This is a genomic window from Bradyrhizobium barranii subsp. barranii (genome assembly GCF_017565645.3).
Lineage (GTDB): Bacteria > Pseudomonadota > Alphaproteobacteria > Rhizobiales > Xanthobacteraceae > Bradyrhizobium > Bradyrhizobium barranii.
This window is the reverse complement of the sequence record NZ_CP086136.1, coordinates 9931601-9957635: the sequence shown is the minus strand read 5'-3', so window position 1 is coordinate 9957635 and position 26035 is coordinate 9931601. Positions and strand designations below refer to the sequence as shown.

Here is a 26035-nt window from a genome sequence, read left to right as displayed (position 1 = left end):
AATCAAAGGCTTATGGATCTGGCTCAAGGCCGGCCGGCCTTTGGAGGGCAGTTTGACTCGCTATATCTCGACCCGGGGCGAGGCCCCAGAACTCGGCTTCTGCGACGTGATGCTGACTGGGCTTGCCCGTGACGGCGGCCTGTATGTGCCGGTGACCTGGCCGCAGCTCTCGACCGAGGCCATCGCTGGCTTCTTCGGCCGCCCCTATTGGGAGGTCGCAGTCGACGTGATCCGTCCGTTCGCCGGCGGCGAGATTTCGGATGCCGAACTCGGCCGCATGGCGAACGAGGCCTATGCCACCTTCCGCCATCCGGCGGTGGTGCCGCTGCGCCAGATGACGCCGCATCAATTCGTGCTGGAGCTGTTCCACGGCCCGACGCTCGCCTTCAAGGACGTGGCGATGCAGCTGATCTCGCGGCTGATGGACCACGTGCTCGCCAAGCGCGGCCAGCGCACCACCATCGTGGTCGCGACCTCCGGCGACACCGGTGGCGCCGCGGTCGACGCGTTCGCGGGCCTGGAGAATGTCGATCTCATCGTGCTGTTTCCGAACGGCCGCATCTCCGATGTGCAGCGGCGGATGATGACGACGACGGGCGCGGCCAACGTCCATGCACTCGCCATCGAGGGCAATTTCGACGACTGCCAGGCGCTCGTGAAGGGGATGTTCAACAACCATCGCTTCCGCGATGCGACCTCGCTCTCCGGCGTCAATTCCATCAACTGGGCGCGCATCGTCGCCCAGGTGGTCTACTACTTCACCTCCGCCGTCGCCGCCGGCACGCCGGCGCGCACGGTGGATTTCGTCGTGCCGACCGGAAATTTCGGCGACATCTTTGCCGGTTATGTCGCCAAGCGCATGGGGCTGCCGGTGCGCACGCTGCGCATCGCCGCCAACGTCAACGACATCCTGGCGCGCACGCTCAAGACCGGGATCTACGAGGTGCGCGAGGTGCATGCCACCGCGTCGCCATCGATGGACATCCAGATCTCCTCGAATTTCGAGCGGCTGCTGTTCGAGGCCGGCCGGCGCGATGCGGCCGGCGTGCGCCGTCTGATGGACTCGCTGAAGCAGTCGGGGCGCTTCGTGTTGCCTGACGCGATGCTGGCCGCAATCCGTGAAGAATTCGACGCCGGCCGGGCCGATGAGACCGAAACCGCAGCCGCGATCCGCGCCGCCTGGCGCGAGGCGGGCGAGCTGGTCGATCCCCATACCGCGGTCGCGCTTGCTGTCGCCGACCGCGACACCACCGACACGACGGTGCCGAGCATCGTGCTCTCCACCGCCCATCCGGCCAAATTCCCCGATGCGGTCGAGGCAGCCTGCGGCCAGCGGCCGCAATTGCCCGCCTGGCTCGACGGTCTCATGACCAAATCCGAACACATGAAGGTGATGAAGAACGATCAGGCCGAGGTCGAGCGGTTCGTGCTGTCGGTCAGCCGGGCCGCAAAACAGGGAGTTGCCGGATGAGTGTCGAGATGTCCAAGCTTGCCTCCGGCCTGACCGTCGTCACCGACGAGATGCCCCATCTTGAGACCGCGGCGCTCGGCGTCTGGGCCGGCGTTGGCGGGCGCGACGAGAAGCCGAACGAGCACGGCATCTCGCATCTGCTCGAGCACATGGCGTTCAAGGGCACGACCAAGCGCTCCTCGCGCGAGATCGTCGAGGAGATCGAGGCGGTCGGCGGCGACCTCAATGCCGGCACCTCGACCGAGACCACGTCCTATTATGCGCGGGTGCTGAAGGCCGACGTGCCGCTCGCGCTCGACGTGCTCGCCGACATCCTCGCCAATCCCGCTTTCGAGCCCGACGAGCTCGAGCGCGAGAAGAACGTCATCGTGCAGGAGATCGGTGCCGCGCAGGACACGCCCGACGACGTCGTGTTCGAGCATCTCAACGAGCTCTGCTATCCCGACCAGCCGATGGGCCGCTCGCTGCTTGGCACCGCCAAGACCCTGCGCACCTTCAATCGCGACATGCTGCGCGGCTATCTGTCGACGCATTATCGCGGCCCCGACATGGTCGTGGCGGCAGCCGGCGCGGTCAATCACAAGCAGGTCGTCGCCGAGGTCGAGAAGTGCTTTGCGAGCTTCGAAGGGACGCCGGGTCCGAAGCCGCAAGCCGCTCAGTTCGGCAAGGGCGGCGCCAAGGTGGTGCATCGCGAGCTCGAGCAGGCGCATCTGACGCTGGCGCTGGAAGGCGTGCCGCAGAGCGATCTGTCGTTGTTCTCGCTCCAGGTCTTCACCAACATCCTCGGCGGCGGGATGTCGTCACGGCTGTTCCAGGAGGTGCGCGAGAAGCGCGGCCTCTGCTACTCCATCTACTCGTTCCACGCGCCCTACACCGACACGGGCTTCTTTGGTCTCTACACCGGCACCGATCCGGCCGACGCGCCGGAGATGATGGAGGTCGTGGTCGACATCATGAATGATTCGGTGGAGACGCTGACCGAGGCCGAGATCGCGCGGGCCAAGGCGCAGATGAAGGCGGGCCTCCTGATGGCGCTGGAGAGCTGCTCGTCCCGCGCCGAGCAGCTGGCCCGGCATGTGCTGGCCTATGGCCGGCCGCAGACGGTCGAGGAACTGGTGGCCCGGATCGACGCCGTCAGCGTCGAATCGACCCGGGATGCCGCGCGTGCGCTGCTTTCGCGGAGCCGCCCTGCAGTTGTCGCATTGGGCAGTGGCAGGGGTCTGGACACGGCGGTGTCTTTTGCGGAAGGATTGACCCGGGCACGTGCCAAGGCGCGGCTGCATTAGGAGCCGCGCACGGGCTGATCTGCCCCGGGAAGCATCACCATGGCCCTGTTTCGCCTGCCATCCAGTGGACCCGCCGCCCTCGCGCCGCGCGGCAACGGGCTATTGCTGCGCGCACCGCAGATGTCGGACTTCATACAGTGGGCCCATTTGCGCGAGTCCAGCCGCGATTACCTGACGCCCTGGGAGCCGATCTGGCCGTCCGACGACCTGACCCGGTCCGGCTTCCGCCGCCGCCTGCGGCGCTATTCCGAGGACATCGCCGCGGACCGCTCCTATCCCTTCCTGATCTTCCGTGAGCTCGATGGCGCCATGGTTGGCGGCATCACGCTCGCCAATGTCCGCCGTGGCATCGTCCAGGCCGGCACCATCGGCTACTGGGTCGGCAAGCCTCATGCCCATCGCGGCTACATGACGGCGGCGCTGCGGGTGTTGCTGCCGACGCTGTTCGGGGAGCTCAATCTGCACCGGGTCGAGGCCGCCTGCATCCCGACCAATGCGTCGTCGATCCGGGTGCTGGAGAAGTGCGGCTTCTCCCGCGAGGGCCTGGCGCGCCGCTATCTCTGCATCAACGGGGTCTGGCAGGACCACCTGCTGTTCGGCCTGCTGCACGAGGATTTCCGCGGCTGAGCTGCCGCTCGTGCTGCCAAAGTCTCCTTGTTTGCTGCCTTGGGTTCGCCGATTTTGGCGATATAAACCGCTGGCCGGCCGGCGATCGGCTGGAGGATGGTCATGGAGTATGGGCGTTGATGGTGAAGAAGCTTCGGTCATCGCGGAATGCGTTGCGGCGGGGTACGGGGATCGCGCTGGCGTTGTCGGTTGCGCTCGCCGCCGTCTCGCCGGTGGCGGCCCAGTCGCTCACCGACCGCTTCAAGAGCCTGTTCGGCGGCAAGTCCGACGAGCCGGCCCAGCCCAAGCCGGCGCCCGCGCCCGGCCAGCCGGCGGCCGATGACGACGTCGATTGTCCGCAGGTCACGGTGCGCGCCGGGGCCTCGACCTATGCGGTCGGCGCCGCCGGCAAGCCGGCCGTCGGCAATGAGATCCGCTTCCAGGCCACGATCACCAAGATGGCGCGTGAATGTACCCGGAATGGCGGCGATATCACGGCCCGGATCGGCATCCAGGGCCGTGTCATCGCCGGTCCCGCCGGTGCGCCTGCGACCGTCGAGGTGCCCTTGCGCATTGCCGTGGTGCAGGGCGGCGTCGGTGAGAAGGTGATCGCCTCGAAGGCCTACCGGACCACGGTCGAGATGTCGGAGGGCGGCAGCGTGCCCTTCACCTTCATCGCCGAGGATCTGGCCTATCCGGTGCCCTCGGCCAAGATCGCCGATTCCTACATCTTTTATGTCGGCTTCGACCCGCAGGCGCTCTCGCCCGAGCCGAAGGCAAGGCCGAAGAAGAAATAGGTAACCACAAGCTTCGCTGTCATGCCCCGCGAAGGCGGGGCATCCAGTTCGCCGCGGCTTCTCCGTATCCCATTGCTGTCTCTGGAATACTGGATCACCCGCCTTCGCGGGTGATGACACCTGATTTGCGGCTACAGGCCTGCCCAACAAAAAAGCCGGCGCTCGCGCGCCGGCTTTTTGATTGATGAAGGCAAAGCCCCTCAGTTCAGCTTCCGCCGAACCTCGTTGATGCCCTTGGCGAGCAGGTCATCGGCGACCTGGCCCTTGACCGACTGCGACAGGATCGTGGAGGCGGCCTGGACGGCGGCTTCCGCGGCTGCGGCGCGGACATCGGCCACCGCCTGGGCCTCGGCGAGCGCGATCTTGCTCTCCGCGGTCTTGGTGCGGCGGGCGACGAAGTCTTCCATCTTCGCCTTGGCCTCGGTCGCGATGCGCTCGGCTTCGGACTTGGCGTTGGCGATGATGTCGGCAGCCTCGCGCTCGGCCGTGGCACTGCGCGCCTTGTAGTCGGCGAGCACCTTGGCCGCTTCCTGCTTGAGGCGCGTCGCGTCGTCGAGCTCGGCCTTGATGCGGTCGGCGCGATGGTCGAGCGCAGTCGTCACCTTCTTGAAGACCCCGAGATAGCCGAACAGGACCATCAGGATCACGAAGGCGATGGCGACCCAGGTTTCAGGATCGAAGAACATATCGACTAACCCTTCAAGGACGCGTCAACGGCAGTGCTGACCGAGGCTGCGTCCGGAACGATACCGGTGAGCTGCTGCACGATCTGGCCTGCCGCATCGGCCGCGATGCCGCGGACGTTGCTCATGGCCGTCGTGCGGGTCGAGGCGATGGTCTTTTCCGCCTCGGCGAGCTTGACCGCCAGTTGCTCTTCAAGCGCCTTGCGCTCGGCTTCCGCCTGCGCATTCGCCTTGTCGCGGGATTCGTTGCCGATCGCCTGCGCGCGCGAACGTGCCGAAGCAAGCTCACCCTCATAGGCCTTCAGCGCCGCGTCGGACTGGTCCTTCAGCTTCTGCGCTTCGGCGAGGTCACCCTCGATCTTGTTTTGACGTGCCTCGATCGCACCGCCGACGCGCGGCAGAGCGAGCTTGGACACGATCACGTAAAGCGCGACGAAGAAGATCGCGAGTGACACCAGCTGTGAAGCATAGGTGCCGCTCTCGAAAGGCGGAAAACCGCCACCGTGACCGCCTTCGGACTCGGTGTGGGCGCCCGCCGCCGGACTTTTCGCCCCGCCATGACTCTCAGCCATGGAATACTCCTGTTGCCGTCATGCGCGCCGCTTCGGTCGAAGCGGCGCGAAACATCGTCCTCAGAGCGGAACGAACAGCAGCAGCAGCGCGATCAGCAGCGAGAAAATGCCAAGCGCTTCGGTCACGGCGAAGCCGAAGATCAGGTTGCCGAACTGGCCCTGAGCGGCCGACGGATTGCGAACGGCTGCGGCAAGGTAGTTGCCGAAGATCACGCCCACGCCGACGCCCGCGCCGCCCATGCCGATGCATGCGATGCCCGCGCCGATAAGTTTTGCTGCTGCCGGATCCATTTTAGACTCCTTGGAAGAAAGATTGGGTTGTGGGTGGAAATTCCCCGGACCGCTCAGTGTCCCGGATGAATGGCGTCGTTCAGGTAGATGCAGGTCAGGATCGCAAACACATAGGCCTGCAGGAACGCGACCAGAATCTCGAGAGCGTACAGCGCGACCGTGAGCGCCAGCGGCAGCACGCCGCCGACCCAGCCGAGCGCGCCGAGCGAGAAGCCGAGCATGGCGACGAAGCCCGCGAAAACCTTGAGCGCGATGTGGCCGGCCAGCATGTTGGCGAACAGACGGACGCTGTGGGAGACCGGCCGCAGGAAGAACGACAGGATCTCGATGAACATCACCAGCGGCAGGATGTAGCCGGGGACGCCGTGAGGCACGAAGATCGAGAAGAATTTCAGGCCGTTCTTGGCAACGCCGTAGATCAACACGGTGAAGAAGACCAAAAGCGCGAGCGCGGCCGTCACGATCAGATGGCTCGAGATCGTGAAGGTATAGGGGATGATGCCGACCAGGTTCGAGACGCAGATGAACATGAACAGCGAGAAGATCAGCGGGAAGAACTTCATGCCTTCCGCGCCGGCCGTCGAACGGATGGTCGAGGCGACGAATTCGTAGGAGATCTCGGCGACCGACTGGAGGCGCCCGGGAACCAGCTGCGTGCCACTGGCAAGCATCAGGAACGAGATGATCGCCACCGCCACCAGCATGTAGAGCGACGAATTGGTGAAGGCGATCGTGTGATTGCCGATATGGCCCAGGGTGAAGAGAGGCTCGATGTTGAACTGGTGGATCGGGTCGATTTTCATCAGCGCGGCATCTCTTGGTCTGCCGGGCAATGCCGGCGGGTCTCGGTCTGCCGGCCGGGCCGGCCCGTACCGGCATAGCCGGCACGATCATTCCTCTGTTGGTGCGGATCGCTTAAGAATCACCGCGCCTGTTTTGACCCGCGCCTGCCGTTCTCACCACATTCACCACGCCGGCCACGAAGCCCAGCAGCAGGAACACGATAAATCCGAAAGGCGACGTCGACAGCAAGCGGTCGAAACCCCAGCCAATCCCCGCTCCGACAACGACCCCGGCGACCAACTCGGAGGATAACCGGAAACCAAGCGCCATCGCCGAAGCTCTGGCCGCTCTGTCTTCACCGTCACCTGCGGGTTGCTCGGTCTTGATTCGTCGGTCCCGGAATTCGGACAACCGCTGATCAAGATTCCCGAGCCGTTCGGAAAGCGCAGCTTCCTCGGACGATCTATCGCGATCCCCATTCTCGCCGTGTCCCGTGCCCTGTGTCATGCAACGAAGACCCGAAACGCCGCGGCTGAATGGAAATTACGCCCGCCACCCTCAAAAGCCGCGCGGACCATACTGATGGCCCATAATCAAGTCAAGCCAAGTCACGATTGCGTCGCGTTCTATTATGTATCTGATTTACTTCATGATATTGGCGCGCGCGGCAACGCTGCACACAGCGTGACGCCGCACCGCAGCAGCTCTCTTCATGATCGGCGGATGCGACCACCATTTCGTCCTGCTGGCGGGATCAAAGGGATTGCCGCGATCGTTGATATCGGTGGCGCGTTTTGGGCGGCAGATCGCCTCGCCGGGGTGTAGAATTGAAGAGAAGCCGCAGAAGCGCCATGGCGGAGAGCGCGATGAGACCAGCAAATTCATCCACAGCATCATGGCTTGCAGCGGCGGTATTCGCCGCGGTGATGACCATCGGCGGCGGCCTCGTTGCCGCACAGTCCGCGCCCGACAGCGAAAACGGCCGCTACAGCATGACGCCCATCCCCGAGGGCGTGCTGCGGCTCGACACCCGCACCGGCACGGTATCGACCTGCACCAAGAACGGCGCGGGCTGGGCCTGTTACGCGGTGCCCGACGAACGCACCGCGCTCGACGCCGAGATCGGCCGGCTCCAGGCCGAAGTCGAGAAGCTGAAGGGGCAGATCGCGGCGGGGCCGACCGTCTCAGGCAAGATCGACGAGGCGATGCCGAAATCCGATCCGCTCAAGAAGGACCCGAAGGTCGCCGAGGGAGACCGCAAGATCGAGATTCCGCTGCCCAGCGACCAGGATGTCGATCGGGTGATGTCGTTCCTGGAAAAGGCCTGGCGCCGGCTGATCGACATGGCCAACCGCGTGCAGAAGGACGTCTCGGGGAAGATTTGAGGACCCCTTCGCGTTATCCATGCGTTGAGCTGCCGTAGGGTGGGCAAAAGCGTTCTTGCGCCGTCCCCACCTCGTTTCCACCGTGACGTAAGAAGACGTGGGCACGTCGCTACGCGCCTTTGCCCACCCTACGGCAGTGTTCGATCAATCGAGACATATCATGACATCAGGCAAATCCGTCACGCGCTCGGCGCCATCGTCGGTGCAAGTCACCACCGTCGCATCGTCACTGCTGACCGTGCAGACGCCCGGCCGCGGCTTCACCGATCTCACCAGCGAAGCCGCGAAGTTCATCAATGAGGTTCAGGCGCGCGATGGCGCGCTGACGCTGTTCATCCGGCACACCTCGGCGTCGCTGACGATCCAGGAGAACGCCGATCCGTCCGTGCTCGTCGATCTCACCACGGCACTGTCGCGGCTCGCGCCTGAGAACGCCGGCTGGACCCACGACACCGAGGGACCGGACGACATGCCGGCGCACGTCAAGACCATGCTGACGCAGACCTCGCTTCAGGTCCCGATCCTGAACGGCAAGCTCGCGCTCGGTACGTGGCAGGCGATCTACCTGATCGAGCACCGCAAGCGCCCGCACCGGCGCGAGGTGGTGCTGCAATTCATCGGCAGCAATCACTGATCCCAAAACAAAACCGGCCGCGGAGACCGCGGCCGGTTCGTGTGTCGATCGGTGCTGTCGATCAGGTCGCCTTGATGTCGACGTCCTTGGTCTCGGGCAGGAAGAAGAAGCCGATCACGACGGTAATCGATGCGAAGATGACCGGATACCAGAGACCCGCATAGATATCGCCGGTCGAGGCCACGATCGCGAACGCGGTCGCGGGCAGCAGGCCGCCGAACCAGCCGTTACCAATGTGGTAGGGCAGCGACATCGAGGTGTAGCGAATGCGGGTCGGGAACAGTTCGACCAGCATCGCGGCGATCGGGCCGTACACCATGGTGACGAAGATCACCAGGATGAACAGCAGCCCGACGGTCGCGGCCACCTGCGGACGGAAGATGTCGAACGGATGCGACATCTTCACGATGCCCGCATCGCCCGGCTTCGGATAGCCGGCTGCCTGCACTGCGGCGAGCAGCGCGGGATTGCCGTCCTTGGCGTTGGCGTAGGCGATGTCCTTGCCGTTGACCACCACCTTCACGCCGGAGCCGGCCGGGCCGGAAGAGGTCGAGTACTTGACCGACGCGCCCGACAGGTAGGCGCGTGCGGTGTCGCAGGGCGCGCTGAAGACGCGGGTGCCGACCGGGTTGAACAGGTCGCCGCAACCCGCGGGATCCGCCACCACGTCGACCTTGACCGACTCGATCGCCTTTTCCAGCGCCGGGTTGGCGTTGGTGGTGATCATCTTGAAGATCGGGAAGAAGGTCAGCGCCGCGATCAGACAGCCGCCGAGGATAATCGGCTTGCGGCCGATCTTGTCGGAGAGCACGCCGAACACGATGAAGAAGCCGGTGCCGAGCAGCAGCGACCAGGCGATCAGCAGGTTGGCGGTATAGCCGTCGACCTTCAGGATCGATTGCAGGAAGAACAGCGCGTAGAACTGGCCGGTGTACCAGACCACGCCCTGGCCCATCACGCCGCCGAGTAGCGCGAGCAGAACGAGCTTGCCGTTCTGCCAGTTGCCGAAGGCTTCCGTCAGCGGCGCCTTCGAGCTCTTCCCCTCGTCCTTCATCTTCTGGAAGATCGGGGATTCGCTGAGGCGGAGCCGGATCCAGACCGAGATGCCGAGCAGCAGCACCGAGACCAGGAACGGGATGCGCCAGCCCCAGGCCGCGAAATCGGCCTCGCCGATCGCGCTGCGGGTGAACAGGATCACCAGCAGCGACAGGAACAGGCCGAGCGTGGCCGTCGTCTGAATGAACGAGGTGTAGTAGCCGCGCTTGCCGTTCGGCGCGTGCTCCGCGACATAGGTCGCCGCACCGCCATATTCACCGCCGAGCGCCAGGCCCTGGGCGAGGCGCAGCGCGATCAGGATGATCGGGGCCGCGATGCCGATGGTCGCCGCATTGGGCAGCAGGCCGACGATGAAGGTCGACAGACCCATGATCAGGATGGTGACGAGGAAGGTGTATTTGCGGCCGACGATGTCGCCGACGCGTCCGAACACGATGGCGCCGAACGGACGGACGAGGAAGCCCGCGGCGAAGGCCAGCAGCGCGAAGATGTCGCGGGTTGCCGGCGGATAGGCCGAGAAGAACTGCGCGCCGATGATGCCGGCCAGCGAACCGTAGAGGTAGAAGTCGTACCACTCGAAGACGGTACCGAGCGAGGAGGCGAGAATGACGAACCGTTCGTCCTTCGTCATTCCTCCCGCGCCCGCTTGAGACACAGCCATTGTCGACATGTTGAGTCGCTCCCCGAAATGCGTTTCCTCGCGCCCCGGATACCCGGTCATGCCGGATCAACCCAGGTCTTGGCTCCAAGGTAACATCGGCGTGAAACCCGCCCCAATACGACTTTCGGCCTTGCGCACTGACGCGCACCTGACGCCGTGGACCTTTCAATCCGGCACGATCGCGCTCGACCATGGGTTAACCCCGTTCCCGCAAAGGGATAATGCCCACTTGCATGCCACGGCCGGTCGGGAAAGAATTGACCAAGGCTCCGGGCCGGCCTACTGGCCCGGTGTGAATGCCAGCAAGAGAACGATGAGCGCTCCTTCGACCCATCTCGTCATTGCCGATGACCATCCCCTGTTCCGCGACGCGTTGCGGCAAGCGGTGGCGGGCGTCCTGACCTCGGCCAGGATCGACGAGGCCGGATCGTTCGAGGATCTCACCAAGCTGCTGGAACAGACATCCGACGTCGATCTGGTCCTGCTCGACCTCTCGATGCCCGGGATCTCCGGCTTTTCAGGGCTGATCTATCTGCGTGCGCAGTATCCGGCCATCCCGGTGGTGATCGTCTCGGCCTCCGACGACAGCGCCACGATTCGCCGCTCGCTCGATTTCGGCGCCTCCGGCTTCATCCCGAAGCGATTCGGCGTCGAGACCTTGCGCGACGCGATCCTCAAGGTGATGGAGGGGGACGTCTGGGTTCCCAGCGACACCGATCTATCGGCCGCCGCCGATCCCGACATGACGCGCCTGCGCGACCGCCTGGTGACGCTGACGCCGCAGCAGGTCCGGGTCTTGATGATGCTGTCGGAAGGGCTGCTCAACAAGCAGATCGCCTACGAGCTCGGCGTCTCCGAAGCCACTATCAAGGCGCATGTCTCGGCGATCCTGCAAAAGCTCGGCGTCGAGAGCCGCACCCAGGCGGTGATTGCCGCGGCGAAGATCGCCGGCGGCCAGTGGAAGCAGGGCACCCCGACGGGATAAGCCCGTCGTTCCGGCGCGCACTGTCGACCTGTGTCACCCCAGGAGCCTCTTGGCGGCCCTGATATCCGCAGTCTCGGAGCCCTCGGCAAAGCCCTCGAGTGCCGATTGAAGCAACCGCTTCGCTTCCTCGCACTGGCCACGTTCAGCGAGGACCTCGGCGAGATCGATCGCAGCCCGCAGCTCCCAGGCTTTTGCACCGTTGCGACGGCTCAGTTCCAACGACTGCATCAGGTGGTTTTCGGCCTCTCCACGGTTCGGCTGCGGCAGTGACAGCAACACCTTGCCCTTCATGCGCAGCAGCTCGGGCATGTAGAGATGATCGCCGCCTTGCTCGACGAGGCCGATCGCGTCGTCGATCAAGCGCGCGCTCCGCTCGATCTGCCCGAGCGCCAGCAAGCCATGCACGAGTGCGATGTTGAAAGTCGTGGTGAGCAGCTCGTAGCCGGCGTCGTGGAGCTCGCGCAGACAGGCCCGTATCGTCTCGACGCCGCCAGCGGCGTCGCCGCGCCGGATCGCCAGCTCGCCTTTGACGCCGCGGCCGACCGCGAGATAAGGGCCCATCGAGCGTGTTTCGGCATGTGCGATGAAGCGGTCGAGGTTCTCTTCCGCGCCGTCGAGATCCCCGCTCCAGAGATCGATCGAGACCGCCCAGATCAGCGCGATGCAGAGCGTGATCGGATGGTCCATCTGCGCGGCCTCGGTGACCGTCTGCCGCGCCAGTTGCCGCGCATCCGCCGGCCGGCCCTGCAACCAAAGCTCGCGCGCGAGCGAGATGCCGGCCCGGTTGCGGTGATCGAAGCCGTGGACCGTGCTGATCCGCTCCGTGCCCGGCCCGTGCCAGGCGGCCTCCAGCATGCTCAGTGCGTCGCGATGCTCGCCGGCCAGATGCAGCGAGACACCCAGCAGCGAATGGGCGAGGGCGATGGCGGCGGCATCGCCGAGCGTCTCGGCGACCGTGAGGCTCTGCTGCGCATAACCGAGCGCGGCGTCGAACTGTCCCATCCGCTCGTGGAAGATGTGCATGCGGCCGAGCAGCTGGAGCTGGTTCGGCGCGTCGCCGCGCGCCTCGGCGATCGCCAGGCTCCGGCTCGGGGCGGCACGCGCAGCCTCGCTGCCGCCACGCGTGAACATCAAGGTCAATCCGAGGGCGGCCTGGATGTGCATTTCCTCGGCGCTGCCGCGCGAGGGCGGATCGATCGCAAGCAGCGCCCGTTCCGACCAGCGCCGGCATTCGATCAGCAGCGACATCGCGAGAAAGATCGGAGCCGCCGCGGCGGCGAGCGCAATGCCGATGCCGGCATCGCCGCCCGTGCCGAAGCACCAGTCCAGCGCGGCGCGCACGTTGTGAAGCGCGGAGAAATGGATCGCGCGTTCGTCGGCGCTCGGCACCGTCGCCCATGTCGTGCCGGCCTGCTCCAGCCATCGCCGGTAGTAGGTCGCGTGGCGGGCGGCAAGCGCGGTCTCGTTCGGCTCGATCTCGAGCAGATAGGCGCGCGTCGTGTCGAGCAGACGGTAGCGCATCATGGCGCCGACCGGTCGCGGCGCGACCATCGACTTGGCGACCAGGCTGTCGATGGCATCGAACAGGCGCGAGCGGTCGACGCGCTCGTCCGGCACGATTTCGAGCGCGGCGTCGATGGTGAAGTGACCGGCGAAGACGGCAAGCCGGCGCAGCACGAGGCGCTCGGTGTCGGACAGGAGCCCGTAGCTCCAGTCCAGCGTCGCTTGCAACGTCTTCTGTCGCGGCGGCGCGGTGCGCTGGCCCTGCCAGAGCAGATTGAGGCGTTCGTCGAGCAATGCGGCCGTCTGCTCCAGGCCGTAGGCTTCGACCCGGCCGGCGGCGAGCTCGATCGCCAGCGCCATGCCGTCGAGCTTGCGGCAGATCCCGGCGACGATCGCGGCATTGGCATCGTCGAGCGCGATCTGCGCGCCGCCGGCCATGGCACGTTCGAGGAAGAGCTGAAGGGCAGGATAGGTCTGTGCGGCAGCCGCGGTCAGCCCGGGATTGTCAGGCGGAACGGCGAGCGGCGCCAATCGATAAACCTGCTCGCCCTCGACGCGCAGGGCTTCGCGGCTCGTGGCGAGGATATGGACATGAGGCGCGGCGTGAAAGATTTCGGCTGCCAGCGGCGCTGCGGCGGCGATGACGTGCTCGCAATTGTCGAGGATCAGCAGCATCCGCTTGTCCCCGAGATGCGCGAGCAGTGCCGGCAGGGGATCGTCGGTCTGCGCCGCCAAGCCCAGCATCAGCAGGATCGAGGTGATCACGAGATCGGGATCGCTGAGCGCGGCGAGGTCGACGAAATGCGCGGCGTCGGAGAAAGTCTCGAGCAGGTCGTGCGCGATCGCCACCGCAACGGCGGTCTTGCCGACGCCGCCCGGACCGACGATCGTGACGAAGCGCGAGCCGATGAGCTTGTTGGAGACGGCGGCGACCGCATCGTCGCGCCCGACCATCCGTTGCAGCCGGTTCGGCAGCTTGACGGGTGGTAATTCCGTCCGCTGCGCGGGACGCCGCTCTGCCGCGATTTCCGCCTTCGAGATCGGCGCAACGAAGCAATAGCCGCGGCCGGAGAGCGTGGTGATGTAGCGGGCGCCGTCCTTGCCGTCGCCGAGCGCCTTGCGCAAGGCTGCGACGTGAAAGCGCAGATTGGCTTCCTCGACGGCCATGCCGGGCCACACCAGTGCCATCAGATCCCATTTGCTGACGACCTCGTTCGGCCGCGACATCAGTGCAATCAGCGTGTCGAAGGCCTTCGCGCCGAGCGGCAGCGCGACGCCGTCGCGCATCACGAGCCTTTCATGCGATGTCACGGTGAATGGCCCGAACGATAGGGTTCCCGTTGCGGTGCCGGCCGGCTCGGTCATGGCGAAATCTTGGTCCTTTCTAACGGACCGGATAGCCAGATGATCGCAATCCGGCAAGGCCGCACCTGCATCGGCATCAGACCGCTGATGCAGGCCTCGTGGCGGGGCTGCGCGCCGGGGCCTCACAACTTCTCACAAGTCCAAACGGGTGTCCTGCCGCGGCCGCTGCTAGTCAGTTGCGCGACGGCAAGGAGACCTTCATGACGCAAGCGGCAAAACTGCTCTACACGGCCAGGACCCATACCGGCGGCGGACGGCACGACGGCATATCGCGCAGCTCCGACGGCCGCCTCGATGTCAAGCTGTCGCCGCCGGGCGGCACCGGCATCGGCACCAATCCCGAGCAATTGTTCGCGGCCGGCTGGTCGGCCTGCTTCGAAGGCGCGATGGAGATCGCGGCCCGCAAGCGCAAGATCGAGCTTCCCCGGAAATGCGCGATCGATGCGGAGATCGATCTCGTGCTCGACGAGGGCGCCTATTCGCTTAGCGCACGCCTCAACGTCAGCCTGCCGGGACTCGATCGCGAGATCGCGCGCGGCATCGTCGATGAGGCGCACCAGACCTGCCCCTATTCCAAGGCCGTCCGCGGCAATATCGACGTCACGGTCGCGCTGATCTGACGCACCATCATCAACCATCAACAAGGTAGCACCACCATGAAACAGATCATCGACCAGCACCGCCGAAAATTTTTCGGCGTCGCCGCGGGAACCGTCGCCGTCGGTCTCGGCGTGATCGACCTCGCCCGGGCCGAAACGGACGCGCCGAAGTCGTCCGCATCGAATGCGTCGTTCGGTCCGATCAAGCAGGTCGACGCCGGCGTTCTCAATGTCGGCTATGCCGAGGCCGGCCCGTCGAACGGTCCTGTCGCAATCCTGCTGCACGGCTGGCCTTACGACATTCACGCCTTCGTCGATGTCGCGCCGATCCTGGCAAAGGCCGGCTATCGCGTGATCATCCCGTACCTGCGCGGCTACGGCTCCACGCACTTCCTTTCCAGCGAGACGCCGCGCAACGGCGAGCCGGCGGCCATGGCCGTCGACGTCATCGCGCTGATGGACAAGCTCGACATCAAGAAGGCTGTTATCGCCGGCTTCGACTGGGGCGCGCGCACCGCCGATATCATCGCTGCGTTATGGCCGGATCGCTGCCGTGCGCTGGTGTCGGTCAGCGGCTATCTGATCTCCAGCCAGGCCGCGGGCAACGCGCCGCTGCCGCCGTCGGCCGAGCTGCAATGGTGGTACCAGTTCTATTTCGCGACCGAGCGCGGCCGCGCCGGATACGAGAAGTACACGCATGATTTCGCAAAACTGATCTGGAAGCTCGCCTCGCCGCAATGGAAGTTCGACGACGCGACCTTTAACCGGAGCGCGGCGGCGCTGGACAACAAGGATCATGTCGCCATCACGATCCACAATTACCGCTGGCGGCTCGGGCTCGCCCAGGGCGAAGCCAAATACGAGGAGCTCGAAAAGAAGCTCGCTGCAGCTCCGGTGATCAGCGTCCCGACGATCACGATGGAGGGCGACGCCAACGGTGCGCCGCACCCCGACCCCAGCGCCTACGCCAAGAAGTTCTCAGGCCGGTACGACTTTCGCCTGATCACCGGCGGCATCGGCCACAATCTGCCGCAGGAAGCGCCGCAAGCCTTCGCCAAGGCCGTCATCGACGCCGACGGCGCCTGAGCGTTCATTCGATGCCTCGGTCCAGCGCGGCTGGACCGAGGCTATGCCGCGATCCCAGCATGAAGGAACGTCATGACGTCCATCGAACCTGAAAAGAAGACGCGCTCGTATGCGACGGCTATCACGCTTGCCGCGCTCCTTCTCGTCGTTCTCCTGACTTGCGTGCCCTATCTGGTCTCGATCGCTCTTGCGGAGGGGCCGGTGCAAGGCAATGCGGCGGACGCCTCGCCGATCTTCGGCGTCACGATTCCTGCGGGTTACAAGCAGTGGGAGCTGATCGCGCCCGCCGAGGAGGCGGCGCCACTCGACGAGCTTCGCGCCGTTGTCGGCAACCAGACGGCAATCGACGCTTATCAGGCCGGCAAGCTTCCGTTCCCCGATGGCACCATTCTGGTCAAGCGCGCCTGGAAACGGAAACAGTCGCCGGAATTCGCATCCGCGACGATTCCCGGCGCGGCCACCACGGTGCAGGTGATGGTCAAGGATTCCAGGAAATATGCGTCCACCGGCGGCTGGGGGTTCGGCCGCTTCATCAATGGCAAGCCGGTCGACGAGGCACAGCACCGCACCTGCTTCACCTGCCACGACGCCCGCGCCAAGAGCCACGACTACGTCTTCACCCGGCTTGCGCCTTGAGCGGTCAGGAGCCCACCGTGTCAAAGATCTGGTTCATCAGCGGCAGCTCGCGCGGGCTCGGACGCGCCATCACGGAAGCCGCGCTTGCGGCGGGTGACCGGGTGGTTGCCACTGCCAGGAATCTCGGTCCGCTCGAACCGCTGCGGGAACGCTTTGAGGAAAGACTGCGGCTCGCAACGCTCGACGTGACTGACGAGGCGGCCGCGCAAGCGGCCATCGGCCTCGCCGTGGAGGCATTCGGCGGCGTCGATGTGGTCGTGAACAATGCCGGCTATGGCGATCTCGGATCGGTCGAGGACACGAGCCTGGCCTCGTTCCGTCAGCAGATCGAGGTCAATCTGCTCGGCACCATCATCGTCACCAAGGCGGCGATCCCCGTGCTGCGCCGGCAGCGCCGCGGGCATATCGTGCAATTCTCATCCGTCGGCGGACGGATCGGAGCTCCCGCACGCGCGGCCTACTCGGCCGCGAAATGGGGCATCGAGGGCTTTTCGGAATCGCTGGCACGCGAGATGGCGTTGATCGGCGTGCACGTGACGATCGTCGAACCCGGCGGCTTCCGCACGGGCTTTGCGCAGTCAGCGCATGCGACCGGCGAAGGGCGGGCGGAGTACGATGCCGTCGTTGGCGCGGCCGTCAGGATGCAGCGCGATTATGATGGCCGCCAGCCGGGCGATCCGGCGAAGGCCGCCGCCGTCGTGCTGAAGCTCGTTGACATGGATAGCCCGCCGCTGCGGATCGCGCTCGGCAGCGACGCCGTAAACGCCATCGCGGCGACGGACCGGCAACGCCTCGACGAGCTGGAGAAGTGGCGCGCACTTAGCATATCGACCGACTACTGACGGCGTTTTACTCCGCCGCCACCATCTGCTGCGTGCGCCACTGTCCCAGCAGGGCGCGGAGCGAGGCCGGCTTCACCGGCTTGTTGAGCACCGCGACATTTTCCTCGCGCGCGGCGACCTGCACCGCGGGGCTGCGGTCGGCGGTGATCAGGATCGCGGGGATGCCGTCGCCGAAGCGGCGGCGGATGTCGCGGATGGCGGCAATGCCGTTGCCGCGGTCGAGGTGATAATCGACCAGCAGGCCGGTGACGCGGCGGCCCGCGCCTTCGATCGCGGCGATCGCGCCCTCGGGGTCGGCGACCGCGATCACCTCGGCGTCCCAGGCCTTCAGCAGCGTGCGCATGCCGTCGAGGATCGCCGCATCGTTCTCGATGCAGACGATGAGGGCGCCCGAGATCGGCCTACGCGCCAGCGGCGTCGCGCTGGTGACGGCAGCGGTGTGGGTGATCGCCTTGGCTGTCGGCACAGTCACGGAGAAGACCGAGCCGCCGCTCTTGTTGCCGTCGATGGCGATGCCGTGCTTGAGCACGCGTGCAAGACGCTCGACGATCGAGAGGCCGAGTCCAAGGCCGCGGGCGATCCGCGCGCCCTGTTCGAGGCGGTGGAATTCCTTGAAGATCTCGCCGCGCTTGACCGGCGGGATGCCGACGCCGGTGTCGTAGACGCAGATTTTCAGCGAAGGGCCCTGGCGGCGGCAGCCGACCAGCACGCGTCCGCGCGGGGTGTATTTGATCGCGTTGGAGATCAGGTTCTGGAGCAGGCGCCGCAGCAACAGCCGGTCGGACTCGACCGGCAGCGAGCAGGGCACGAAGGCGAGCTCGAGGTTCTTGGCACGTGCGATCGGTGCAAACTCGATCTCCAGCGAGCGCATCAAATCGGCCATCTTGAAGCTCGAGATCGAGGTCGTCATCGCGCCGGCATCCAGCCGCGATATGTCGAGCAGTGCACCGAGGATCTCCTCGATCGCCTGGAGCGATTCGTCGATGTTCTCGACCAGCCGCGTCTCCTCGCCGCTGTGCTGGCGTTCGACCAGGCTGGTGACATACAGCCGCGCCGCGTTCAGGGGCTGGAGGATGTCGTGGCTGGCTGCCGCCAGGAATCGCGTCTTGGAGATGCTGGCGTCCTCGGCCGCGCTCTTGGCCAGCGCCAGCTCGGAATTCAGCCGGGTCAGCTCCTCGGTGCGGTCGCGCACCCGCTTTTCGAGCGTCGCGTTGGCGCGCTCAAGTGCTTCGGCGGCCTCGAACGTGGGGGTGACATCGGTGAAGGTGATGACGAAGCCACCGCCGGGCATGCGGTTGGTCAAAATCTCGATCACCATGTGGCGGTCGGGCAGGCGCTCGAGATAAGGCTCGCCGTCGGTGGTGTAAGCCGCGAGCCGCCGCTCCAGCATGGCTTCGCGCTCGACCGGATTGTCCGGCTCGCTCACACCCATGAATTCCAGGATTTCACGCAATGGCGTGCCGAACTGGATGAAATGCGGCGGCACGTTCAGGAGATCGCCGAACTGCCGGTTGGAGCAGATCAGCTGCAGATCGGCGTCGAACACGGCGATGCCCTGGCGGACATGGTTGAGCGCGGTCTGGAGGATCTCGCGATTGAAATGCAGCGCCGCGTGGGAATCGTCGAGCAGCTTCAGCGCCGCTTTCGCCGAGACCGTCCGCTTGCGCAGCAACAGCGACATCACGAGCCGCGAGGAGGCCGCGCCGATCGAAGAGGCGATCAGGTGCTCGGCGTGCTGCAGCAGCTCGAAATCGGCGGGCGCCCCGGATTCCAGGCGAACATTGCGCCGTACCGAAAATGCCTCGAACGAATGCCGGGCGCGGTCGGGTCCGAGATATTGCGCGACCGTGGTCTGGATGTCCTGCACCGTGACGGTGGTGCGCCAGCGGCGGAAGTTCGGGGAGATCGGCGCGAGCGTGTTGGGTACGAACAGATCGGCTTGCACCAGCTCGATCGAGGACGGCCGCCGCGCCAGCGACAGCAGCACATAGGTCAGGATGTTGAGCGACAGCGACCAGATCACGCCGTGCATCAGCGGCGGCAGGTCGGCGCCGAACAGCGCCTGCGGGCGTAGCGCCTCGATGCCGAACGGGCCGTGCTGGAGCAGCAGGACGCCCGCCGTCGAGGAATCCATGAAGCTCGGGATGAACAGCGTGTAGAGCCACACCGCGAAGCCGACCAGCATGCCGCCGATGGCGCCGCGCGCGGTGGCGCGCCGCCACAACAGCCCGCCGAAGAAGCTGGGCGCGAGCTGGGCGATGGCGGCAAAGGAGAGCAGGCCGATCGCCGCAAGCTGGGTGTTGCCGAGTGCGCGGTAGTAGAAATAGGCCATCACCATGATGGCGAAGATCGCAAGCCGCCGCGAGCGCAGCAGGAAGTCGCTGAAATCGGCGCCGCCGGTGCGCCCCTCCGGCCGCCGCTGCAGCACCAATGGCACCACGAGGTCGTTCGAGACCATGATGGAGAGCGCGACGCATTCGACGATCACCATCGCGGTCGCCGCCGACAGCCCCCCGACGAAGACGGCGACGCTGAGAAGTCCCGCGCCGCCCTCCATCGGCAGCGCCAGCACATACATGTCCGGTTCGACCGCGCCGAACGGAAAGGTGACGAGGCCGGCGAGCGCGATCGGGATCACGAACAAATTGATGGCGACGAGATAGAACGGGAACAGCCAGCGCGCGCGGCTGACCTCGGCATCCGAGGAGTTTTCGACCACGCTGACGTGGAACTGGCGGGGCAGCAGCATGATCGCGCAGAGCGACAGCAGCGTCATGGTGAGGAAGTTGCCGATCGAGGGCGAATAGTTGATGGCGCGCACCGCCTCCGGCGTCCTCATCGCGCGCTCGATCAATTCGTGTGGCGAGAACATCCAGAAGGTGACGAAGATGCCGGCGGCGAGGAAGGCGATCAGCTTGATGATGGATTCGGTTGCGACCGCCAGCATCAGTCCGTGCTGGTGCTCGGTGGCGTCGGTCTGCCGCGTGCCGAACAGCACGGCGAAGGCGGCCATCGCCAGCGTCACCATCAGCGCCATGTCGCCGAGGATCGGGATGTGGGAGAACGCCTGGTCCTCGCTCAGGATCGTTTCGAGCGAGGAGGCGACCGCCTTGAGCTGGAGCGCGATGTAGGGCACCGAGCCGATGATCGCGATCAGCGCCACCGTTGCCGCCACCGCCTGGCTCTTGCCGTAGCGCGCGCCGATGAAGTCGGCGATCGAGGTGATGTTGTGCGCTTTCGCGAGCTGGATCACGCGGCGCAGGACGCCGGCGCCGAGCCCGATCATCAGGATCGGGCCGACATAGATGGCGAGGAAGTCGGTCGAGGCGCGGGTGGCGAAGCCGACCGAGCCGAAGAAGGTCCAGGAGGTGCAATAGATCGCGAGCGACAGCGGATAGATCAGCCCGGACGCGCGGCCGCGCCCGGCCGGCGAGCGGCGGTCGCCATGGCTCGCCACCAGGAACAGGAAGCCGATATAGCCGAAGGCGGCAGCGATCACGCCCCAGTCGTGCAGCATGGCGAGCGCGCTTCTCCCTGGGCGCGAGGGCGCCCGAACTCATTTTCCCTGCAAATCTAGCGCGTTGGGCGGGCGCAAGCGACAGCGAAATGCCCTACCGGGGCGGGAATTGGGGTTGTCGTTAAGGTGCGACCGGACGCGGATCCCGCTTACCCTCCCCTGGAGGGGGAGGGTCGATCGCGCGAAGCGCGAGCGGGGGGGGGGGGATGTTTCCACACGAGCAGCGTCAGAGGTGGAGAGACTGTCACCCCACCCCGTCTCCCTCCAAGGGAGGGTGGAAGCAGGCCTACTCCGCCGCCAGCGACTTTTGCTTGAGCGGCAGACCGAGGCGGTCCCACACCTGCAGGAGCGCTTCGGCGAGCTGATCGATCAAGCCGTCGTCGTGATAGGGCGAGGGCGTAATGCGCAGGCGTTCGGTGCCCTTGGCCACCGTCGGATAGTTGATCGGCTGAATGTAGATGCCGTGCTGTTCCAGCAGCAGGTCGGACGCCTGCTTGCACTTCTCGGCATCGCCGATGAACAGCGGCACAATATGGGTGTCGCTCGACATCACAGGCAGGCCGGCAGCATTGAGTATCGCCTTGACGCGGGCGGCGCGGTCCTGGTGGCGCTCGCGCTCCCAGTTCGAGGTCTTCAGATGCTTGATCGCGGCGGTCGCGGCCGAGCAGATCGCCGGCGGCAGCGCGGTGGTGAAGATGAAGCCCGGCGCGTAGGAGCGCACGGCGTCGATGATCTGGCCGTTGGCGGCGATGTAGCCGCCGAGGCAGCCGAACGCCTTGGCCAGCGTACCTTCGAGAATGTCGATGCGATGCATGACGCCGTCACGCTCGGCGATGCCGCCGCCGCGCGGGCCGTACATGCCGACGGCATGGACCTCGTCGACATAGGTCATCGCGCCATATTTCTCGGCGAGATCGCAGATCTTGGCGAGCGGGGCGACGTCGCCGTCCATCGAATAGAGGCTTTCGCAGGCGATCAGCTTCGGCCGGTTCGGACCTGCGGCCTTCAACTTCTCTTCGAGGTCGGCGAGGTCGTTGTGGCGGAACACGACGCGCTCGCAGGCGGACTGGCGGATGCCCTCGATCATCGAATTGTGGTTGAGCTCGTCCGACAGGATCAGGCAGTTCGGAATGAGCTTCGCGATGGTCGCGATGCCGGTCTGGTTCGAGACATAGCCCGAGGTGAACAGCAGCGACGCTTCCTTGCCGTGGAGATCGGCGAGCTCGGCCTCGAGCTGCACCAGCGGATGATGCGTGCCGGCGATGTTGCGGGTGCCGCCTGCGCCGGTGCCGACGCGGGTCGCGGTTTCGACCATGGCGCCGACCACCTTCGGGTGCTGGCCCATGCCGAGATAATCGTTGGAGCACCAGATCACGACGTCGCGTTTGCCCTTCGGCGAGTGCCAGAGCGCATGCGGGAACCGACCGGCGATGCGTTCGAGATCGGCGAACACGCGGTAGCGCCGCTCGGTGTGGAGACGATCGAGGGCGGTATTGAAGAACTGGGCGTAATCCATCGGCAAAACCTAAGACGGAACTGACCAAAAAGGGCGCATCTTCTTAGAGCTTTTCCAGCTCTAGAGTCTATGCGCTATCCCACATTTGGGCATGGGGAGCATTTGGGCAAAATGCCCTATCGTGCGATTTGAAACTTGATCCCGATCAAGTTCGCGCGAGAGGCAATGTTGCTTTGCACCATCGGCGGCGGTGCGGGTCTACCCGGCCTTGGCCTTCTTGCGCGGCTCGCTCCGCGCGTCCTTGACGGCGGCCGCCGGCTTTAACCAATCCGAATTGCGCAAGGCATGCGCCACGCAATCATGGATGTGGGTGTGCAGCACCTTGTTCGCGCCCTTGGCGTCGCGCTTCAGCGCCAGCTCTTTCAGCTCGCGATGCTCGGCCGCCGCCATCTCGCCGCGGAACACCACGGCGATCATCTGGTAGCGCAGATAGCGGTCATAGACCGCGGCATGCGCATCGAGCAGCACCTTCGAGCCGCAGGCCGCGACGATCGCGCGATGAAACTGGAAATCGCACTGTTTCCAGCTCTCCGCATCGGATCGCTCGCCTGACAGTAGCATCCGCTCCATCGCCGCGAGCTTGTGATGCGCCGAGACGATGTGCGCTTCCCAGTCGAGATCGCCGGCCGCGAACGACTTCTCGATCATGTGGCTCTCGAGCAGCTCGCGCAGCTCAGCGATCTCCTGGAATTCGGTCGCCGAGATCGGCGCGACCTCGAAGCCGCGCTGGCCTTCGGCGACGACAAAACCTTCCGAGCACAGCCGGTTCAGCGTCTCGCGCAGCGTCGAGATGCTGGTGCCGTAGGCGCCGCTCATCCGCTCGAGCTTCAGCTTCTGCCCCGGCGTCAGCTTGCCGAAGATCAGGTCGGTGCGGATGCGGCGATAGGCGCTGTCGCCCACCGTCTCGGCGGTCGTGTCGGGAAGGGTGTCCATGCCTCATCCTAGCCCGTCCTATTCGTGAGAGTGCGGCATTTGGGCCCGATTGATGCGGCCGCACATCTTGTCTGACGAGGCGCACAGGATTGCCTTCGGCTTTTCGCCGCCTGACGACCGGTACTTTGCAACGCGCTTGAGGGATGGGTTGGGCGAACGGGGGCGGACGCCCCGCCGGTCAAGGACCGAGCGGCAGCAGCGCGCCGGGCAAGCCGCAGATCAGGTCGGCTTCGGGACATGCCGCGGCAAACGCAAGGCGAATGCGGCTCGTGGTCTCGACGACACGGGCGGCGATTTTCAAGAGCCGAAGACGCAGCGTCGCGAACTCGGCAGCGGCCAATTCCCGGGCTTTGGGAATGGCGTCGCGCACGGTCAGCATCAGCCAATAAGCGGCCGTATGGAGCACGAGACGGACCTGGTTGGCGAGCGCCGAACGGCAGCTGGTGCGGTCGGAGGCGAGCTGTGTCTTATGCAGCTTGATCAGATTCTCTGCTTGGCCGCGCGCGCAATACAGGCTGTCGTAGATCCACTCGGCCGAGCCGACATCGAGGCTGGTGACGACGAAGCGGATGTCGAGGCCGAGCATCGTCGCCTCAATACGGGCGACAGTGCGCCGTTCGCGATCCCAGGACTTTGCCTTGTGGCGCGTCTCGGTATAGCCACGCAGAACCGGCAGGTTCTCGATGGCGCGTCGCGTGCGGATGTCGTCGGCGACCTCGTCGACTTTTCTGGCGAGAGGCTTGGTGCCGGACAGACCGAAGATGTAGTCGATGCCGTTGGTCTCGCACCACGCCATGGCCTCCGGCCGGGCATAGTGCCCGTCGCCACGGAACGTAATTTGCGTGTTGTGCCATCGCGTCCGGATATGCCGTACCAGGCGGCGCAGATGGGCACGCACCTCGACGCCGCCCGGCGTCTTGCCGGGCCGCAGCACGACGGCCACGGGCCGGCTCTTCTCCGTGTCGTAGACGTGGATCGGCAGGAAGCAGCGTTCGTCATAATGAGCGTTGAACAGCGAGAGCTGCTGATGGCCGTGGACGACGTCGCAGGTATCATCGATGTCGAGCGTGACGGATGCCGGCTCGCGCGGGTAGCTATCCATCCATGCGTCGACCAAAATGTAGGTCAGCCGGATCACGTCGCGCAGGCGCGGAGCATTCTCCAGCCGCGACAGCGTCGGCTGGGAACACAAATCCCGGCCCGTGTCCGGCAGCCGTCCGCAGGCCAGTTTGAATGCCGGATCGGACCTCAGATGATCGAGGTCGTCGGCGTCCTCGTAGCCGCAGCAGATCGCGAACATGCGAGCGCGGAGCATATCGACCAGGCTGTGCACGACCCGCGTCGGATCGCGCCGATCCGGGAACACCCGGGCCAGATTGTTGGCCAAACCGAGACGCCGCTCGGCCATCGCCAGAAGCATCACGCCCCCGTTCGAGGTTAGGCGCCCACCATCGAAGGCAGCTGTGACTTTCTTGGCGTGAACGGCTGGAAACGAGAAGGGCGGAATCGTATCGTCGGTCATGGCGGGCGTGGCGTTCGCGGTTGAAGGTGATGGGGTGGCTTCGCAACCGAATCCTACGCCGCATCAGCGCTTTACACCACGCTCGCCAGCCCTCAGGCGCACTCTTACGAATAAGACGGGCTAGCGCTTTGGACGTGCGTTTTGCCAAATTTCGTAACTTTATCAAGTGTTTCATATAATGTCATACAAAATTAAAAATATAGGTTGATTTATAATTCGTCATATAAGACGTTCCCGCCCCTAAGAACGAGATCAACAGGGGAGGGGGCGATGCCCGTTCGGTTCAAAGGTCTGGCTTTGGTGGCGGCGATCGGCGCGGTCGCTTTGGGCGCGATGGGGCCGGCCTCGGCGCAGGCCATTCAGGAGCGCACCATCCGCTGGGGGCACCTCAACAACACCGACCATCCCGTCAGCAAAGGCGTGCAGAAATTCGCCGAGATCGTCGCGGCGAAGAGCGGCGGCAAGCTTAGGGTGCGCGAATATCCGGCCAACCAGCTGGGCAGCGAGATGCAGCAGCAATCGGCGCTGCGCGCCGGCACCCAGGAGATGCAGTCGCCGGCGACGACGTCGCTGGTCGGCATCGTCAAGGATTACGGCCTGATCGATTTCCCCTTCATCGTCTCGACGCCGCAGCAGGCCGACGCCCTGCTCGATGGTCCGCTCGGCGCAGCGCTGCTGGCAAAGCTGCCCGAGAAGGGGCTGGTTGGTCTCGCTTATTGGGATCTCGGCTTCCGCAACGTCACCAACAGCAAGCGTGCCATCACCAAGGGCGAGGACCTCGGCGGCATCAAGATCCGCGTGATCCCGAACCCGGTCTATCTGGAGACCTTCAAGGCCTTCAACGCCAACCCGGTGCCGATGAGTTTCTCGGAGCTCTATAGCGCGCTGGAGACGGGCACCGTCGACGGCCAGGAGAACCCGTTCTCCGTGATCTTGTCGAACAAGTTCTTCGAGGTGCAGAAATATCTCAGCGTCACCAACCATACCTACTCGACCAACATCATCCTGATCAGCAAGAAGTTCTGGGACGGGCTCTCGCCTGACGAGCAGAAGATCTTGCAGGACGCGGCCATCGAGGCGCGCGACTACCAGCGCAAGGTCAGCCGCGAGCAGGCCAAGGCCGCGATCGACGAGCTCAAGGCCAAGGGCATGGCCGTCAACGAGATCGCGCCCGCCGAGCTCGATCGCATGCGCGAGAAGACCAAGCCGATCGCGGAAAAATTCTCGGCCGACTACGACCCCGCCATCGTCAAGCTGTTCAACAGTGAGCTCGACCGCGTGCACGCTTTGAAGCCGTAAGCCGAAG

At 65.2% G+C, this 26035-nt stretch carries 24 protein-coding genes; 13 read left to right on the top strand and 11 right to left on the bottom strand.

Going from position 1 to position 26035, the window contains the following annotated elements; all coding sequences use genetic code 11:
• Positions 1 to 52: 52 nt before the first annotated feature.
• The 4 genes from thrC to J4G43_RS48400 all read left to right on the top strand — a co-directional run bounded on the left by thrC (position 53) and on the right by J4G43_RS48400 (position 4160).
• Positions 53 to 1471 carry a threonine synthase gene (thrC, locus tag J4G43_RS48415; protein WP_208089092.1) on the top strand — a complete coding sequence of 473 codons (1419 nt, stop codon included), beginning with the start codon at positions 53 to 55 and terminating at the stop codon, positions 1469 to 1471.
• On the top strand, positions 1468 to 2757 hold the full coding sequence (locus J4G43_RS48410) for a M16 family metallopeptidase (RefSeq protein ID WP_208089091.1): 1290 nt from the start codon (positions 1468 to 1470) through the stop codon (positions 2755 to 2757). The genes thrC and J4G43_RS48410 overlap by 4 nt, the downstream gene beginning before the upstream one ends.
• Positions 2758 to 2796: 39 nt before the next feature.
• On the top strand, positions 2797 to 3384 hold the full coding sequence (locus J4G43_RS48405; protein ID WP_208089090.1) for a GNAT family N-acetyltransferase: 588 nt from the start codon (positions 2797 to 2799) through the stop codon (positions 3382 to 3384).
• A gap of 119 nt (positions 3385 to 3503) precedes the next feature.
• Positions 3504 to 4160: a hypothetical protein gene (locus tag J4G43_RS48400; RefSeq protein ID WP_063980773.1), complete on the top strand. Its 657-nt coding sequence runs from the start codon at positions 3504 to 3506 to the stop codon at positions 4158 to 4160.
• Positions 4161 to 4360: 200 nt separating this feature from the next.
• Here J4G43_RS48400 and J4G43_RS48395 read toward each other — a convergent pair whose 3' ends face one another.
• The 5 genes from J4G43_RS48395 to J4G43_RS48375 form a co-directional block, all read right to left on the bottom strand.
• Positions 4361 to 4846: a F0F1 ATP synthase subunit B family protein gene (locus J4G43_RS48395; protein WP_208089089.1), complete on the bottom strand. Its 486-nt coding sequence runs from the start codon at positions 4844 to 4846 to the stop codon at positions 4361 to 4363.
• A 5-nt stretch (positions 4847 to 4851) separates the two neighbouring features.
• Positions 4852 to 5415, bottom strand: coding sequence for a F0F1 ATP synthase subunit B family protein (locus tag J4G43_RS48390; protein WP_085402616.1), 564 nt, complete (start codon positions 5413 to 5415; stop codon positions 4852 to 4854).
• A gap of 60 nt (positions 5416 to 5475) precedes the next feature.
• Positions 5476 to 5706, bottom strand: a complete 231-nt coding sequence (locus J4G43_RS48385; RefSeq protein WP_007599451.1) for a F0F1 ATP synthase subunit C — start codon at positions 5704 to 5706, stop codon at positions 5476 to 5478.
• 53 nt (positions 5707 to 5759) lie between these two features.
• Positions 5760 to 6509 carry a F0F1 ATP synthase subunit A gene (locus J4G43_RS48380; RefSeq protein ID WP_071916889.1) on the bottom strand — a complete coding sequence of 250 codons (750 nt, stop codon included), beginning with the start codon at positions 6507 to 6509 and terminating at the stop codon, positions 5760 to 5762.
• A 112-nt stretch (positions 6510 to 6621) separates the two neighbouring features.
• Positions 6622 to 6996, bottom strand: a complete 375-nt coding sequence (locus tag J4G43_RS48375) for an AtpZ/AtpI family protein (RefSeq protein WP_063980777.1) — start codon at positions 6994 to 6996, stop codon at positions 6622 to 6624.
• Between the two features lie 75 nt (positions 6997 to 7071).
• Between J4G43_RS48375 and J4G43_RS48370 the strand changes: the two genes are divergently transcribed.
• The 3 genes from J4G43_RS48370 to J4G43_RS48360 all read left to right on the top strand — a co-directional run bounded on the left by J4G43_RS48370 (position 7072) and on the right by J4G43_RS48360 (position 8508).
• Complete coding sequence (locus J4G43_RS48370) at positions 7072 to 7314, top strand: hypothetical protein (protein ID WP_208089088.1); 243 nt, start codon at positions 7072 to 7074, stop codon at positions 7312 to 7314.
• A gap of 41 nt (positions 7315 to 7355) precedes the next feature.
• Positions 7356 to 7874, top strand: coding sequence for a hypothetical protein (locus J4G43_RS48365; protein ID WP_208089087.1), 519 nt, complete (start codon positions 7356 to 7358; stop codon positions 7872 to 7874).
• Between the two features lie 160 nt (positions 7875 to 8034).
• The gene (locus J4G43_RS48360) at positions 8035 to 8508 is read left to right on the top strand and encodes a secondary thiamine-phosphate synthase enzyme YjbQ (protein ID WP_208089086.1); all 474 of its coding nucleotides are present in this window, start codon (positions 8035 to 8037) and stop codon (positions 8506 to 8508) included.
• Between the two features lie 61 nt (positions 8509 to 8569).
• Here the strand turns inward: J4G43_RS48360 and J4G43_RS48355 are convergent, their stop codons facing one another.
• Complete coding sequence (locus J4G43_RS48355; RefSeq protein ID WP_175627402.1) at positions 8570 to 10195, bottom strand: MFS transporter; 1626 nt, start codon at positions 10193 to 10195, stop codon at positions 8570 to 8572.
• 343 nt (positions 10196 to 10538) lie between these two features.
• Here J4G43_RS48355 and J4G43_RS48350 point away from each other — a divergent pair, with 343 nt between their 5' ends.
• A complete protein-coding gene (locus J4G43_RS48350) occupies positions 10539 to 11210 on the top strand; it encodes a response regulator transcription factor (RefSeq protein WP_208089085.1) in 672 nt (223 codons plus the stop codon).
• Positions 11211 to 11243: 33 nt separating this feature from the next.
• On the opposite strand, the gene J4G43_RS48345 is transcribed toward J4G43_RS48350, so the two are convergent.
• A complete protein-coding gene (locus J4G43_RS48345) occupies positions 11244 to 14078 on the bottom strand; it encodes an ATP-binding protein (RefSeq protein WP_208089084.1) in 2835 nt (944 codons plus the stop codon).
• Between the two features lie 200 nt (positions 14079 to 14278).
• Between J4G43_RS48345 and J4G43_RS48340 the strand changes: the two genes are divergently transcribed.
• The 4 genes from J4G43_RS48340 to J4G43_RS48325 all read left to right on the top strand — a co-directional run bounded on the left by J4G43_RS48340 (position 14279) and on the right by J4G43_RS48325 (position 17241).
• Positions 14279 to 14698 carry an organic hydroperoxide resistance protein gene (locus tag J4G43_RS48340; protein WP_166076811.1) on the top strand — a complete coding sequence of 140 codons (420 nt, stop codon included), beginning with the start codon at positions 14279 to 14281 and terminating at the stop codon, positions 14696 to 14698.
• Between the two features lie 36 nt (positions 14699 to 14734).
• On the top strand, positions 14735 to 15763 hold the full coding sequence (locus J4G43_RS48335) for an alpha/beta fold hydrolase (protein WP_208089083.1): 1029 nt from the start codon (positions 14735 to 14737) through the stop codon (positions 15761 to 15763).
• A gap of 72 nt (positions 15764 to 15835) precedes the next feature.
• A complete protein-coding gene (locus J4G43_RS48330; RefSeq protein ID WP_208089082.1) occupies positions 15836 to 16399 on the top strand; it encodes a cytochrome P460 family protein in 564 nt (187 codons plus the stop codon).
• A gap of 17 nt (positions 16400 to 16416) precedes the next feature.
• Positions 16417 to 17241, top strand: coding sequence for an SDR family NAD(P)-dependent oxidoreductase (locus J4G43_RS48325; protein WP_208089081.1), 825 nt, complete (start codon positions 16417 to 16419; stop codon positions 17239 to 17241).
• A gap of 7 nt (positions 17242 to 17248) precedes the next feature.
• Here J4G43_RS48325 and J4G43_RS48320 read toward each other — a convergent pair whose 3' ends face one another.
• The 4 genes from J4G43_RS48320 to J4G43_RS48305 form a co-directional block, all read right to left on the bottom strand.
• Positions 17249 to 20758 (bottom strand): PAS domain-containing hybrid sensor histidine kinase/response regulator, encoded by a 3510-nt coding sequence (locus tag J4G43_RS48320; protein WP_208089080.1) that lies wholly within the window; start codon positions 20756 to 20758, stop codon positions 17249 to 17251.
• A 286-nt stretch (positions 20759 to 21044) separates the two neighbouring features.
• On the bottom strand, positions 21045 to 22274 hold the full coding sequence (gene hemA, locus J4G43_RS48315; RefSeq protein WP_071916882.1) for a 5-aminolevulinate synthase: 1230 nt from the start codon (positions 22272 to 22274) through the stop codon (positions 21045 to 21047).
• A gap of 198 nt (positions 22275 to 22472) precedes the next feature.
• The gene (locus tag J4G43_RS48310) at positions 22473 to 23207 is read right to left on the bottom strand and encodes a GntR family transcriptional regulator (protein ID WP_208089079.1); all 735 of its coding nucleotides are present in this window, start codon (positions 23205 to 23207) and stop codon (positions 22473 to 22475) included.
• 178 nt (positions 23208 to 23385) lie between these two features.
• On the bottom strand, positions 23386 to 24729 hold the full coding sequence (locus J4G43_RS48305; protein ID WP_208084232.1) for an IS1380-like element ISBdi2 family transposase: 1344 nt from the start codon (positions 24727 to 24729) through the stop codon (positions 23386 to 23388).
• Between the two features lie 270 nt (positions 24730 to 24999).
• On the opposite strand from J4G43_RS48305, the gene J4G43_RS48300 reads away from it, so the two are divergent.
• The gene (locus J4G43_RS48300; RefSeq protein ID WP_208089078.1) at positions 25000 to 26028 is read left to right on the top strand and encodes a TRAP transporter substrate-binding protein; all 1029 of its coding nucleotides are present in this window, start codon (positions 25000 to 25002) and stop codon (positions 26026 to 26028) included.
• The last annotated feature ends 7 nt before the right edge of the window (positions 26029 to 26035 follow it).